Annotated in this window: 12 protein-coding genes and 1 tRNA gene; 7 read left to right on the top strand and 6 right to left on the bottom strand. The window is 68.5% G+C overall.

Annotated features, from left to right (window positions below; translation table 11 throughout):
• Window positions 1-61 precede the first annotated feature (61 nt).
• Genes DDE10_RS14705 through DDE10_RS14700 form a run of 3 tightly spaced genes read left to right on the top strand, consistent with a single transcriptional unit; the run spans window position 62 to window position 3,938 of the window.
• A complete protein-coding gene (locus tag DDE10_RS14705) occupies window positions 62-2,149 on the top strand; it encodes a S9 family peptidase (protein WP_114953548.1) in 2,088 nt (695 codons plus the stop codon).
• Window positions 2,146-3,549, top strand: coding sequence for a M1 aminopeptidase family protein (locus DDE10_RS23845; RefSeq protein ID WP_284734678.1), 1,404 nt, complete (start codon window positions 2,146-2,148; stop codon window positions 3,547-3,549). Before DDE10_RS14705 ends, DDE10_RS23845 begins: the two co-directional genes overlap by 4 nt.
• A complete protein-coding gene (locus tag DDE10_RS14700) occupies window positions 3,546-3,938 on the top strand; it encodes an acyl-CoA thioesterase (RefSeq protein ID WP_349356546.1) in 393 nt (130 codons plus the stop codon). The genes DDE10_RS23845 and DDE10_RS14700 overlap by 4 nt, the downstream gene beginning before the upstream one ends.
• Before the next feature lie 33 nt (window positions 3,939-3,971).
• Here the strand turns inward: DDE10_RS14700 and DDE10_RS14695 are convergent, their stop codons facing one another.
• Together DDE10_RS14695 and serS are read right to left on the bottom strand one after the other, a co-directional pair.
• The gene (locus DDE10_RS14695) at window positions 3,972-4,634 is read right to left on the bottom strand and encodes an alpha/beta fold hydrolase (protein ID WP_114953546.1); all 663 of its coding nucleotides are present in this window, start codon (window positions 4,632-4,634) and stop codon (window positions 3,972-3,974) included.
• A gap of 31 nt (window positions 4,635-4,665) precedes the next feature.
• Window positions 4,666-5,928 carry a serine--tRNA ligase gene (gene serS / locus DDE10_RS14690; protein ID WP_114953545.1) on the bottom strand — a complete coding sequence of 421 codons (1,263 nt, stop codon included), beginning with the start codon at window positions 5,926-5,928 and terminating at the stop codon, window positions 4,666-4,668.
• A 150-nt stretch (window positions 5,929-6,078) separates the two neighbouring features.
• On the opposite strand from serS, the gene DDE10_RS14685 reads away from it, so the two are divergent.
• Together DDE10_RS14685 and DDE10_RS14680 are read left to right on the top strand one after the other, a co-directional pair.
• Window positions 6,079-6,171: transfer RNA gene (locus DDE10_RS14685), tRNA-Ser, on the top strand.
• Window positions 6,172-6,434: 263 nt separating this feature from the next.
• The gene (locus DDE10_RS14680) at window positions 6,435-7,199 is read left to right on the top strand and encodes a DUF1134 domain-containing protein (protein WP_114953544.1); all 765 of its coding nucleotides are present in this window, start codon (window positions 6,435-6,437) and stop codon (window positions 7,197-7,199) included.
• A 67-nt stretch (window positions 7,200-7,266) separates the two neighbouring features.
• Here DDE10_RS14680 and pyrC read toward each other — a convergent pair whose 3' ends face one another.
• On the bottom strand, window positions 7,267-8,313 hold the full coding sequence (gene pyrC, locus DDE10_RS14675) for a dihydroorotase (protein WP_114953543.1): 1,047 nt from the start codon (window positions 8,311-8,313) through the stop codon (window positions 7,267-7,269).
• A 39-nt stretch (window positions 8,314-8,352) separates the two neighbouring features.
• Here pyrC and ygfZ point away from each other — a divergent pair, with 39 nt between their 5' ends.
• Complete coding sequence (ygfZ, locus tag DDE10_RS14670) at window positions 8,353-9,081, top strand: CAF17-like 4Fe-4S cluster assembly/insertion protein YgfZ (RefSeq protein ID WP_114953542.1); 729 nt, start codon at window positions 8,353-8,355, stop codon at window positions 9,079-9,081.
• 10 nt (window positions 9,082-9,091) lie between these two features.
• On the opposite strand, the gene DDE10_RS14665 is transcribed toward ygfZ, so the two are convergent.
• Both DDE10_RS14665 and DDE10_RS14660 read right to left on the bottom strand, forming a co-directional pair.
• Entirely contained in the window at window positions 9,092-9,610 is a 519-nt protein-coding gene (locus DDE10_RS14665) for a rhodanese-like domain-containing protein (protein ID WP_114953541.1), read from the bottom strand.
• A 12-nt stretch (window positions 9,611-9,622) separates the two neighbouring features.
• Window positions 9,623-10,186, bottom strand: a complete 564-nt coding sequence (locus tag DDE10_RS14660) for a rhodanese-like domain-containing protein (RefSeq protein WP_114953540.1) — start codon at window positions 10,184-10,186, stop codon at window positions 9,623-9,625.
• Window positions 10,187-10,348: 162 nt separating this feature from the next.
• Between DDE10_RS14660 and DDE10_RS14655 the strand changes: the two genes are divergently transcribed.
• Window positions 10,349-11,488, top strand: coding sequence for a sterol desaturase family protein (locus DDE10_RS14655; protein WP_114953539.1), 1,140 nt, complete (start codon window positions 10,349-10,351; stop codon window positions 11,486-11,488).
• Between the two features lies 1 nt (window position 11,489).
• On the opposite strand, the gene DDE10_RS14650 is transcribed toward DDE10_RS14655, so the two are convergent.
• On the bottom strand, window positions 11,490-12,146 hold the full coding sequence (locus DDE10_RS14650) for a cyclase family protein (RefSeq protein ID WP_284734677.1): 657 nt from the start codon (window positions 12,144-12,146) through the stop codon (window positions 11,490-11,492).
• Window positions 12,147-12,165 lie beyond the last annotated feature (19 nt).

Here is a 12,165-nt window from a genome sequence, read left to right as displayed (position 1 = left end):
TCTTCTGCTTTTGCTGACGGCCGCGCCAGCCATCGCCCAGGACCAACCGCAAAGGGATCCAATGACCCGCACTGCCGAGCTTCCTGCTCCGCCCGTCGCCGAGCAGCGGCCTTTCTCCTTCGAGCGCCACGGCCGGACGGTGCAGGATCCCTGGCACTGGCTGCGCGACGAATCCTATCCGACCGTCGATGACGAGGACGTGCTGTCCTACCTGCGCGCCGAGAATGCCTATTTCGAGGCGGCGATGGCGCCGCACCGGCCGCTGGTCGACACCCTGTTCCAGGAGATGCGCGGCCGCATCCCCGAGGATGACAGCTCGGTTCCGGTCCGCGACGGCGACTGGCTCTACTGGTGGGCGTTCCAGCCCGGCGCGCAATATCGCACCTGGTATCGCCGCCCCGCGTCGAGCCCGGAGCAGGCTGGCGAACCGCAGCTGATCTTCGACGAGCCTGCCGAGGCGCAGGGCAAGCAATATTTCGTCCTCGGCGCGCTCGAGATCAGCCCCGACGGCCGCTACGCCGCCATCATGGTCGATGACGACGGGTCGGAGCGGTTCCAGCTGCGCATCCGCGAACTGGCCACCGGCCGCGACATCGAGACGGTGACCGAGGTGGGCATCGGCGATCCGGTGTGGACCGCCGACAGCCGCGGAATCGTCTTCACCGAGGTGAACGAGAATTGGCGAAGCTACCGCGCCCGGTTCCATCGCATCGGCGCGCCGCTCGAGAGTGACCGGACGCTCTACGAGGAGACGGAGAATGTCGCCTTCACGGTCAGCGTCGAGAAGACCCAGGACCGCCGCTTCATCCTGATCGGGACCGGCGAGAACGTCTCCAACGAGATCCGTCTGCTGCCGGCCGACAATCCCGAGGCGGAACCGGTGCTGATCGCGCGGCGCCGCCCAAACATCCTCTATTCGGTCGACGCCAGCCACGACCGGCTGTGGGTCCTCACCAACGACAATCACGTCAATTTCCGCCTGGCCGAGGCCTCACCGGAAAATCCGGGCGAGTGGCGCGAGGTGATTGCCGGCTCGGACGCGGTCTATCTGCGCGGCATCACCGCCTTTCGCGACCATCTCGTCATCAGCGAGCGCTTGAACGGCCTCGATCAGATCCGGCTGCGCGGCTATGACGGCAGCGAGCGCCGCATCCCTTTCACCGAGGCGAGCTACACCGCCTCGCTGGGATCGAATCCCGAATATGCGCCGGCCGCCTATCGGCTGAGCTACGCGTCGATGGTGACGCCGCCGACGGTCTACGACTACCATCCGGCCGACAACCGGCTGGAGACTCGCAAGGTCCAGCAGATCCCGTCGGGCTACGATCCCAGCCAGTATGTGACCGAGCGGATCACCGTCCCCACGCGCGACGGCCGGCAATTGCCGGTGTCGATCGTCTATCGCCGCGGCTTCGAGCGCAACGGCCAGGGCCGCCTCTTCCTCTACGCCTATGGCGCCTACGGCTATGCGACGCCGCCGGGCTTCAGCACCAACCGGTTCAGCCTGATCGACCGCGGCTACGCCTTCGCCATCGCCCATATCCGCGGCGGCGACGATCTCGGTTATCAATGGTATCTCGACGGCAAGCTCGACCGGCGGACCAACACCTTCAACGATTTCGTCGATGCCGCCCGCGGGCTGATCGCCGAAAATTATACCGGCGTCGGCCGGATCGCGATCCAGGGCGGGTCGGCGGGCGGCGAGCTGATGGGAGCAGTGGTCAATTCCGATCCCGAGCTTTGGGGGGCCGTCGTCGCCGACGTTCCCTTCGTCGACGTCGTCAACACGATGCTCGACGAGAGCCTGCCGCTGACGCCCGGCGAATGGAACGAGTGGGGCAATCCGGTCACCGATCCGGCCGCGTTCGAATATATGCTGAGCTATTCGCCCTACGACAATGTCCGCGCCCAGGCCTATCCGCCGATGCTCATCACCGGCGGCCTCAACGACCCGCGGGTGACCTATTGGGAGCCGGCCAAGTGGGCGGCGCGGCTGCGCGCCACCAAGACCGACGACAATCTGCTGCTGCTCAAGATCAACATGGGGGCCGGCCATGGCGGCCAGTCGGGCCGCTGGACCCGGCTGCGCGAAGTGGCCGAGGCCTATGCCTTCGTCCTGACCCAGATGGGAGCCGACACGGCGCAATGAGGTTCCTGGCGGCGCTCCTGCTGCTGGTCGGCGGTTCGACGGCGGCGGCGGAGACGCCGCCGCCGTCGCCGCCGCTGACGGTCGAGGTGACGAAGCGCGGCGACGCCTGGACGGCCGATTTCCGCTTTCGCGACCGCAACCCGGTCTGGCTCTTCGCGCGATCGGCCGTCACCCGCGAGGACCAGCAGCCATGGCGGCCGCGCAGCTGGACGGTCGAGACGCCCGGCGTGCGGCTCGAGCGCCGCGGCTATTGGGACGTCTTGATCGCCGAGGGACGGCGGATGCCGCCGCGGGTGCGGGTGCGGTTCACCCCTTTCACGCAGGACCTGCTCGGCGACTACGATCCGGCGCTGGTGTTCACCGACGGATCGGTGGCGCTGCACAGCGGCCAGTTCCACGCCCTCCCGATCTCGTCGCCCCAGCTGGCGGGCCGGCTGCCGGCCGACCTCGCCCGCTCCGGACTGCCACAGAGCGCGACCCGCCTCACCTTCAGCGACGAGGCCGAGGCGGTGCTCCATGGCGGGTTGCGCGTCCCGGCCGCCACCGTCGAAGCCGGCGACGGCGACGGGACCTACGTCCTGTTCGGCCCGGCCGAGCCGGTGGCGAGCGAGGCGATGACCGCGATCGTCGATCCGGCGCTTCCCGGCTGGATCAGGTCGACGCTCGAACGCTCGATCCCCGGCATCTTCGCCCGCTACGCCGAAGCGCTCGGGCCGGCGGACGGGCCGCGGCCGACGGTGATGGTGAGTTGGGCGGGCCCGACCCGCGGCGTCACCAGCATGGGCGGCAGCGCCCTGCCGGGGCTGATCACCATGGCCTATGAAGGCGAGGGCGTGGTTGCGGAGACCCCCGGATCGCGCGGCTTCGGGCTGTGGTTCATCGCCCACGAGGCGGCCCATTTCTGGCTCGGCCACACCGTGACCTACGAATATGCCCGCGATTCCTGGATCACCGAGGGCGGCGCGGACCTGCTCGCCTTTCGGACCGTGGCGATGATGGACCGTGACTATGACTGGCGCGGCGCCCTCGACCTCGCGATCCGCGACTGTGCGAGGCTCGCCCAGGGCCGGGGCGTCGCCTCGGCCGAGGACCGGAACGAGCAGAGGGCCTATTATGCCTGCGGCGCCGTCTTCGGCCTCGTCGCCGAAGCCTCCGCCGGCGGCTCCTTCACGGCCTTCGTCCGCGCCCTGATCGACGACAATCGCGGCGACGGCATCGTCTCGCGCCGCGACTGGCTGGCCGCCCTCGACCGCGCCTCGGGCGATCCCTCCTTGTCCGCCGACATCGGACGGCTGCTCGACACCGGCGCCGAAGATCCGGCATCCTTGATAGCGTCGCTGCTGGCGCGGGCCGGAGTCGCGCACGCGGTCGGCGACGACGGACTGCCGAGGCTTCGATGAAGAGGTTCGAGACGAGGATCACCGCCTCGGCGGAGGACATTGACGAGCTCGGCCATGTCAACAATGCCGCCTGGGTCCGCTGGATCCAGGAGGTGGCGGTCGCGCATTGGCGCGCGCTCGCCGATCCGGCCGACGTCGATGCCTATGTCTGGGTCGTGATCCGGCACGAGATCGACTATCTGCGCGCCGTGGGGCCCGGGGAGACGGTGGTCGGCCGTACCTGGGTTCCCGATCCGCCAAGGGGCGCCCGCTTCGACCGCCATGTCGAGTTCGTCGGCGAGGACGGCAAGCCCCGCGTCCGCGCAAAAACCACCTGGGCGATCATCGATCGCGCCACCGGCCGGCCGATCCGGGTGCCGCCGGCGCTCGCGGCCTCGTTCATGGCCTGAGCCGGCGCGCCACTCGTCAGGATCCCGTCCAAGTCAGGGTCGTGACGTCACCTTGAAAGCCCGGATCGCCTCGACGATCGGCGGATAGGCCGAGCGGCTGACCGCGAAGCCCATATGGGTGCAGCTGAGCTCGACCGCATGATCCCGCTCGCCGGGCGCGCCGCGGGCCGAGGCGGCGCAGACGACTCCGTCCCGCCGCGACCAAAGGGCCAGGGTCGGCACCGGCGGCTTCTCCTCCAGCACCGTCTCGACCGGCGGGGCGTCGACCGGGTGTCCCGCGACCAGCTCGTAGAGCCGCCAGGCATTGTTGCGGCGGCGGTCGCCGGAGAAGGGCGAGCCGAGGGTCACCACTCCGGCGACGAGATCCGGCCGCCGCTTGGCGGCCTCGCGCGCATAGACGCCGCCCAGGCTCCATCCGACCAGGATGACGGGCCGTCCGCGCCCGAACCGTTCGAGACGCTCCGCGATGCGGTCGAGCGTGTCTTCGCGGACGCCGCGGTTGAGGCCGAGACCCCAGCCGGCGACGCGATAGCCGGCCGCGGCGAGCGCCCGCTGAAGGCCCAAGGTCGTGCGGTCGGTGGCGAGGAAGCCTGGGATCACCATCAGCGGCTCGCCATCGGCGGGGCCGCGCGCCTCCAGCCGGCCGAAGCTGCGATGGAAGCGGGACAGCAGGGCGATCCCCTCGCGGATCAGCATCCACGCGGGGGGACGCCGATGGTCCGCGGCGTCAGAGATACTCGCCACCGCCCATCAGCTCGCGCAGCGGCTCGGGCAGCAGGACGCGGCCGTCCGCGGTCTGATGGTTCTCGAGCAGCGGAACGAGGATGCGCGGACTGGCCAGCGCCGTATTGTTGAGCGTGTGGGCGAAGCGGACCTTGCGCTCCTCGTCGCGCCACCTGAGATTAGCCCGCCGCGCCTGCCAGTCGTGCAGGGTCGAGCAGCTGTGCGTCTCGCGATACTTGCCGAGCGACGGCACCCAGCTCTCGATGTCGTTCATCCGGAACTTGCCGTTGCCCATGTCGCCGGTCGACGCCTCGATCACCTGATAGGGTATCTCCAGCGCCTCGAGCATGGCCTCCGCATTGGCGAGCAGGCGGGCGTGCCAGCGCGCGCTCTCCGCGGGATCGTCGCGGCAGATCACATATTGCTCGAGCTTGTAGAATTGGTGGACCCGCAGCAGCCCGCGCACGTCGCGGCCGGCGCTGCCCGCCTCCCGTCGGAAGCAGGGCGAATAGCCGGCATAGAGGATGGGCAGCGTCTCCGCCTCGACGATCTCCCCGGAATGGAGGCTGGTCAGCGCGATCTCGCCCGTGCCGGCGAGATAGAGATCGTCGGCGGGCATGTGATAGGCTTCTTCCTCGTGCCCCGGAAAATGGCCGGTGGCGACGAACGCCTGCGGCCGCGCCAGCGCCGGCACCGTCATCAGCGTGAAGCCGTCGTCGGCGAGGCGCCTTTGCGCCCACAGCATCAGCGCCTGCTCGAGCAGGGCGAGCCTGCCCTTGAGACAATAAGTGCGCGATCCGGACACCTGGGTGATGCGGCCGAGATCGGCCCAGTCGTTGCGCTCGATCAGAGCGACATGGTCGAGCGGCTCGAAATCGAAGGTCGGCACCGTCCCTTCCTGACGGACGACGACATTGGCGCTCTCGTCCGGCCCGACCGGCGCCCCCTCCCAGGGAATGTTGGGCACGCGAAGGAGCAGGGCGTCGAGCGCGGCCTGCTTCTCGCCCAGCGCGGCATCGCTCGCATTGATCTCGGCGCCGATCGCCTTCGCCTTCTGGCCCAGCGCCGGGCGCTCTTCCGCCGTGGCGCTCTTGAAGCCGTCGCTGATCGCATTGCGCTGGCGCCGCAGCTCGTCTGTCCGCGTCTTGATCTCGCGGACCTCGGCATCGAGCGCGAGCAGGGCGTCGAGATCGAGCGCGACGCCCTTCTCGGATATGGCGCGGCGGACGGTGTCGGCGTTCTCGCGGATGAAGGGCAGGCTCAGCATGAACCGACGCCTAGCAACCGCGGCGGGCCTTGCCAAAGCCTTCCTGCAGGCGCCCTTCCCGCTGTCGGCCGTGCTTCGGCATTTTACCCGCAGGCTCCAGTTGAACCTTTGAAATCCCGCCTATATAGGCCGTGAGCCTTGGGGCCCTCCGGAGACGTGGGTGAGTGGCTGAAACCAGCGGTTTGCTAAACCGCCGTAGGGGGATTACTCCTACCGAGGGTTCGAATCCCTCCGTCTCCGCCAGCTTTCAGCCTGGATGACGCGCCGACCGGCTCCTCGCTCATGGGGTGGAGCCGTCGGGGATATTCTTCCGTCATGTCCGCGCCGGTCACCGCTTCCGGCCTCTATAATGTGGTTAACGGTTACCTGCCGTGGCGGATCGCCAGCTTCCGATCGGCACGCTGCCCGGCTCGGCCCGGCGCACGATCGACTCGTGTCGCCGCCCGTTCATTGAAGCGAAAGCGCCGGATGGGATATGATCCCGTCCGAGCGTGTGGGGAATTGTCATGTTGAAATCATTCGCGAATTTCGCAGCGGTCGCCGCGCTCGCGCTGGCGGCGCCGGCACTGGCCCAGGTCCAGACCGTCGATCCCAACGACGCCTACGAACAATCGGGCTATGGCCAGGAGCCGGCGACGGAGACGAGCGACGACGCCTATCAGGATTGGCAGGGCGATCCGGCGCCTTCCTCGGAGCCGGAATGGACGATCCCGGAACCGCAGGCGAACGAGACGGTGCCGGCCGAATCCTATAGCCAGCCGACGCAGACCGTGCAGGCCGCGCCGGGGTCCACGATCCCGCGCGAGGACGTGTTCACGGCCGCCGAGGACCTGTTCGGCCGCGGCGCCGAGGGCCTTGGCGGCATCCTCGAGAACATCCTGCGCGACCAGGGCGAGCCCACCGCCTATATTTCGGGCCAGGAGGCCGGCGGCGCGCTCGTCTTCGGGGTCCGCTACGGATCGGGCACGATGCGCCACCAGATCGAAGGTGATCGCGTCGTCTACTGGACCGGGCCTTCGCTCGGCTTCGACGTCGGCGCCGATGCCAACAAGGTGTTCGTCCTCGTCTACAATCTCCATGACAGCCAGGAACTGTTCCGCCGCTATCCGGGCGCGGAGGGCAATGCCTATTTCGTCGGCGGCTTCACCGCCCAATATCTGCGGCGCGGCGACGTCGTGCTGATCCCGATCCGGCTCGGCGTCGGCCTTCGGCTCGGCGTCAATGCCGGCTACATGCGCTTTTCCGAGCGCAACCGCTGGGTTCCGTTCTGACCGACCTGTAAGTCGGTCATCCCGGACTTGATCCGGGATCCACGATTCGCGTTCCCGTGGCCGGCGCCTACGCCTGCACCAGCCGCCAGGGCAGCGTCTCGCCGGCATGGAACGGCACCAGGGCCGATCCCGCCGCCGGCAGGCTCGTCTCGACCTCGATCGGCACCCGCTCCAGCACGATCCGCTCCTCGTTGCGCGGAAGGCCGTAGAAGAGCGGTCCGTTCTCGGACGCGAAGGCCTCGAGCCGGTCGAGCGCTCCCTCCTCCTCGAAGGCGGTTGCATAGCTTTCGATCGCGTAGGGTGCGTTGAAGATGCCGGCGCAGCCGCAATCCGCCTCCTTGCGCTCGACCGCATGGGGGGCGCTGTCGGTGCCGAGGAAGAACTTGGCCGAGCCCGACACCGCCGCCTTGCGGACGGCCTGGCGATGCCGCTCGCGTTTGACCACCGGCAGGCAATAAGCGTGCGGCCGCAGGCCTCCCTCGAACAGGGCGTTGCGGTTGAGCGCCATGTGATGCGGCGTCACGGTGGCGGCGACCGTCGGCCCTGCGCTCTCCACGAACGCCGCCGCCTCGGCCGTGGTGATATGTTCCAGCACGATCCGGAGCTCCGGAAAGTCCCGCACCAGCCCGGTGAGGATGCGGTCGATATAGACCGCCTCGCGGTCGAAGATGTCGATGTCGCGATCGGTGACCTCGCCGTGGACGAGGAGGGGCATGCCGATGCGCTGCATCCGCTCGAGCGCCGGCCGGATCGTGGCGAGATCGGTGACGCCGAAGGCGGAATTGGTGGTGGCGTGCGCCGGGTAGAGCTTGGCGGCGGTGAACAGGCCGGCTTCGTGGCCGCGCGCGAGCTCGTCGGGATCGGCATGATCGGTGAGGTAGCAGGTCATCAGCGGCACGAAGCCGCTTCCCTCCGGCAGGGCGTCGAGGACCCGCTGCCGATAGGCTTCGGCGGCCCCGGCGGTCGTCACCGGCGGTACCAGGTTCGGCATGACGATCGCCCGCGCGAACTGGCGCGCCGTGTAGGATGCCACCGCGCGCAGCATTTCGCCGTCGCGCAGATGGACGTGCCAGTCGTCGGGCCGCCTGATCTCGATCCGCGTCGCTTCGCCCATGTCCTTCCCTTTGTCCCGCGCGGCTCCTAACTGAACCCCATGCCCGCCACCACCCTTGTCGACCGCGCCCTCATCCGACTTTCCGGGGAGGATGTCCCCGGCTTCCTCCAGGGCCTGGTCACCAACGACGTCGCCGTCCTGGCGCCCGACCGGCCGATCTGGGCTGGGCTGCTGTCGCCGCAGGGAAAGGCCTTGTTCGACTTCATCCTGTGGAGCGACGGCGACGACATCCTCGTCGATTGCGAGGCGGCCGCGGCCGAGGCCCTGGCGAGGCGCCTCAGCCTCTACCGGCTGCGCCGGCCGATCGCGATCGCCGCCGAGCCGGCGCTGGAGGTCCAATGGGCACTCGACGGCGACGGTCCCGCCGACCCGCGGCTGCCGGCGCTCGGCCGCCGCTGGCTTGCACCGCCTTCGGGCGGGGCAGGCGCGGAAGCGGAGTGGCTCAGGCACCGGCTGGGGCTCGGCGTCGCCGAGGGACTGGCCGAGCTCGGACAGGACAAGACGCTCTGGCTGGAATGCAATGCCGCCGAGCTGAACGGCGTCAGCTTCGCCAAGGGCTGCTATGTCGGGCAGGAAAATACCGCCCGCATGAACTATCGCCAGAAGGTCAATCGCCGGCTCGTCGTCGTTCCGACCGATGGGCCGGGGCCGCGCACCCGGATCCACTATCCCGAGCTCGGCCTCGCCGTGGAGCACCGGCGGGTGGACGATCTCGACGGCGCCATCGTTCCGGACTGGCTGGCCGCGGCGCTGTCTCCGGCCGATTAGATTCCGACTATCAGCCGGCGCTGCGCCGGGGCTCTCGATCGTCCCTGACCCACGGAATTCGCGGATCGTCGAAGTCCACCACCTCGCCGAGTTCGCTGACGTTCGCATAGCCGTAGCCGACGAGATTGATGAAGGTCTGGATGTTGAGCGCGAGCTGGAGCGCCTTGACCCGGACCGGCGCCACGTCGTTGCGGAAATTGTTGTTGCAGTAGATCAGGATGGGCCGATCGCGCCGGCCGACGACGCGCGCCAGGCTCTCCGCCGTGAAGTCGGGCAGCGGCAGGTTGACGGCGCCGTCGATATGGCCGGCGGCGAAGGATTCGGCGGAACGCGCATCGAGGATGAGGACGTCGGGATCGGCAGCGGCCGCGGTGAATTCGTCCCACCGGATCAGCCGCTGCGCCCGCAGGCTCTCGACATCGGCGGCGAGCCGGCGAAAGCCCGGATAATCGATTTGCGGGTTCGTCGGCGGCGCCGCGGACGCGACGCCCGTCACGCCGACGATCAGCGCGAGGGCGAACAATCGCATCGTCTTTCTCCCTCAGCGGTTGCGAGCGCCGCGCGCGGCGGCAGGCTCGGGGCGGTCCGCCCGCGACGGCCGGGAGCCGCCGGTATCGGTCACCCAGGGAATGCGCGGGTCATCGAGATCGACCACCTCGCCGAGCTCGCGGATGTTGCGATAGCCGTAAGCGTAGAGATGGATGAAGGTCGGGATGTTGAGCGCGACCGGCCCGGACTTCAGCATCACCGGCGGCCGATCGTCGTCGAAATTGTTGTTGCAGTAGATCAGGATCGGCCGGTTCACCTCGCCTATCACCTCGGCCAGCCGTTCGACGCTGAACTCGGGCAGCGGCAGGTTGACGGCGCCGTCGATATGGCCCGCAGCGAATTGGCGCTCGGACCGCGCATCGAGGATCAGCACGCCGGGCTCGCCGGCGGCGACCACGAACGCTTCCCAGTCGATCAGCCGTTCCTGGCGGTAGGGCTCGACCTCGGCGGTGAGGTGCCGAAAGGTCGCATAGTCGATCTGCGGATTGACCGGTGCGGCCGCCTCGACCTGAGCGGAAGCGACGGCGATCGACAGGAAGAGAATGGGACGGAGCATAAGCGGTCTCCTTCGATTCTCAATGGTTACGCCCCCGAAACTGGCGCAGCACTGAATGAACGAGTCGGCCGCCGTTCAGCTTCTCGCCGCCCGCGCAGGCGGCCGATTGTCATCTCCTCGCTTCCGTCATAGCTTCGGGCAGGATTGCCGGGGGAAGGGTGCATGGCAGGACCGAGCGACTCGCTGCTTCGTGAGCTGGAGGCCCCGGTAGCGCTGCGGCGCTTCGGCAGCGGCTGGTATGCCGGCTTCTTCGGCCTCGTCCTCGCTCTGTCCGGCCTCGGCATGGTGCTGGTGCTGCGCTATCCGGATTGGCTGGGCAGCCCGGAGCTCGAATCCCTGCGGGAGAGTCCCGCCTTCCGGCCCGTCGTCCATGCCTTCATCCTGGGCGCCTATGCGCTGGCCATCGTCAGCCTGTTGCTGCGGCGGCGCAAGGCGCTCGGCTTCACTGCGCTCGCCTTCGCGCTCGGCGCCGCCTTGCTCGGCGGGTCGAACGCCACCGCCCGGGAAGTGGAGAGCTGGGGCATCTTCTTCGGCCTCGATTTCTTCGTGCTCAACATGGTCCTGACCGGGCTGATGTTCGCCCCGCTCGAGCGCGTGGCGCCGCATCGCGAGGAGCAAAGGCTGTTCCGGGTCGAGTGGCGCGAGGACCTGTTCTACTTCCTGGTGAGCTCGATGCTGGTCCAGGCGATCACCTTCCTCACCTTCGCGCCCTCGACCTTCATCCTCGATCAGACCAGCGGCTTCGCTTTGGCCCGGGCCGCGGTCGCCGGCCAGCCGCTGGCGCTCCAGGTGATCGAGGTGATGGTGCTGAGCGATCTCGCCCAATATTGGATCCACCGCGCCTTCCACCGCTTCCCCTTCCTGTGGGGATTCCACGCGGTCCATCACAGCGCCAAGTCAATGGACTGGCTGGCCGGGTCGCGCATGCACTTCATCGAGATCGGGCTGCTGCGCGGGTTGACGGCGGTCCCGATGATCACCCTCGGCTTCTCGCCGGTGGCCCTGCAGATCTATGTGGGCATCGTCTACGTCTACTCCTCGCTGCTCCACGCCAATGTCCGCGGCAATTTCGACCGGCTGGGGACGATCATTGCCACGCCGCGCTTCCATCATTGGCATCACGGCCTGGAAGCGGAGGCGGTGGACAAGAATTTCGCCATCCATTTCCCGCTGCTCGACCGCCTGTTCGGCACCTACCATCTGCCGCCGGGGCGCTGGCCCGAAGCCTATGGCGTGCCGGAGGCGGTGCCGTCGGGCTATCTCGCCCAGTTCCTCTACCCGTTCCGGCGCCGGCGCGCCTGAATCAGGCCGGGACGGCGGCGAAGGCGCGCACCGGAAAGGTGCCCATGCCCGCGATCCTCGGCGGCGAGGCGGTGAACAGGAAGCCCGAAGCCGGCAGCGCCGCGAGATTGGTCATATGCTCGCAGATGAGGATTCCGGCGCCGAGCAGGATCGAGTGGACCGGGCGCGTCCGCCGGCGCGTGTCGTCGATATTGTGGCTGTCTATGCCGACCAGCCTGGCGCCGCGCTCGACCAGCGCCTGCGCCGCGGCCGCGGTCAGGAACGGATGGCCTTCGAAATAGGCGTCGCTGCGCCAGTGCCGGTCCCAGCCGGTATGGACCAGCACCGCCTTGCCGGCGACGTCGAGCCCCTCGAAGGCGAGGACGTCGATCTCAGGCCCGCTGTGACGCACGACCAGCCCCGGCAGGCCCACCAGCGATTCGAGCGGAAGGGCCGCCAGGTCCGCCCCGTCGGCATAGCGATGGAAGGGCGCGTCCACATAGGTGCCGGTATTGGCGACCAGGTCGATCCGGCCGATCTGGAACGTTGACCCGTCCTCGTAGAAGCCGGCCGAATGCTCGCGCGTCCAATAGTCGCAGATATGCGGCCCCGGCAGCCCCTTATAGGTGGCCATGCCGTGCTCGATCACGTGGCTGAGGTCGATCAGCCGGACCGTCACTCTACCTCTTCCTCCTGCC

Origin of the sequence: Sphingosinicella terrae (genome assembly GCF_003347635.1) — a bacterium.
Classification (GTDB): Bacteria; Pseudomonadota; Alphaproteobacteria; order Sphingomonadales; family Sphingomonadaceae; genus Allosphingosinicella; species Allosphingosinicella terrae.
Note: the sequence above shows the minus strand (reverse complement) of the source record. Positions and strands in the feature narration are given on the sequence as shown.

Coding starts and splice junctions, on each gene's coding strand:
- DDE10_RS14705 (WP_114953548.1), top strand. CDS start 62: ATGACCCGCACTGCCGAGCTTCCTGCTCCGCCCGTCGCCGAGCAGCGG.
- DDE10_RS23845 (WP_284734678.1), top strand. CDS start 2,146: ATGAGGTTCCTGGCGGCGCTCCTGCTGCTGGTCGGCGGTTCGACGGCG.
- DDE10_RS14700 (WP_349356546.1), top strand. CDS start 3,546: ATGAAGAGGTTCGAGACGAGGATCACCGCCTCGGCGGAGGACATTGAC.
- DDE10_RS14695 (WP_114953546.1), bottom strand. CDS start 4,634: ATGCTGATCCGCGAGGGGATCGCCCTGCTGTCCCGCTTCCATCGCAGC.
- serS (WP_114953545.1), bottom strand. CDS start 5,928: ATGCTGAGCCTGCCCTTCATCCGCGAGAACGCCGACACCGTCCGCCGC.
- DDE10_RS14680 (WP_114953544.1), top strand. CDS start 6,435: ATGTTGAAATCATTCGCGAATTTCGCAGCGGTCGCCGCGCTCGCGCTG.
- pyrC (WP_114953543.1), bottom strand. CDS start 8,313: ATGGGCGAAGCGACGCGGATCGAGATCAGGCGGCCCGACGACTGGCAC.
- ygfZ (WP_114953542.1), top strand. CDS start 8,353: ATGCCCGCCACCACCCTTGTCGACCGCGCCCTCATCCGACTTTCCGGG.
- DDE10_RS14665 (WP_114953541.1), bottom strand. CDS start 9,610: ATGCGATTGTTCGCCCTCGCGCTGATCGTCGGCGTGACGGGCGTCGCG.
- DDE10_RS14660 (WP_114953540.1), bottom strand. CDS start 10,186: ATGCTCCGTCCCATTCTCTTCCTGTCGATCGCCGTCGCTTCCGCTCAG.
- DDE10_RS14655 (WP_114953539.1), top strand. CDS start 10,349: ATGGCAGGACCGAGCGACTCGCTGCTTCGTGAGCTGGAGGCCCCGGTA.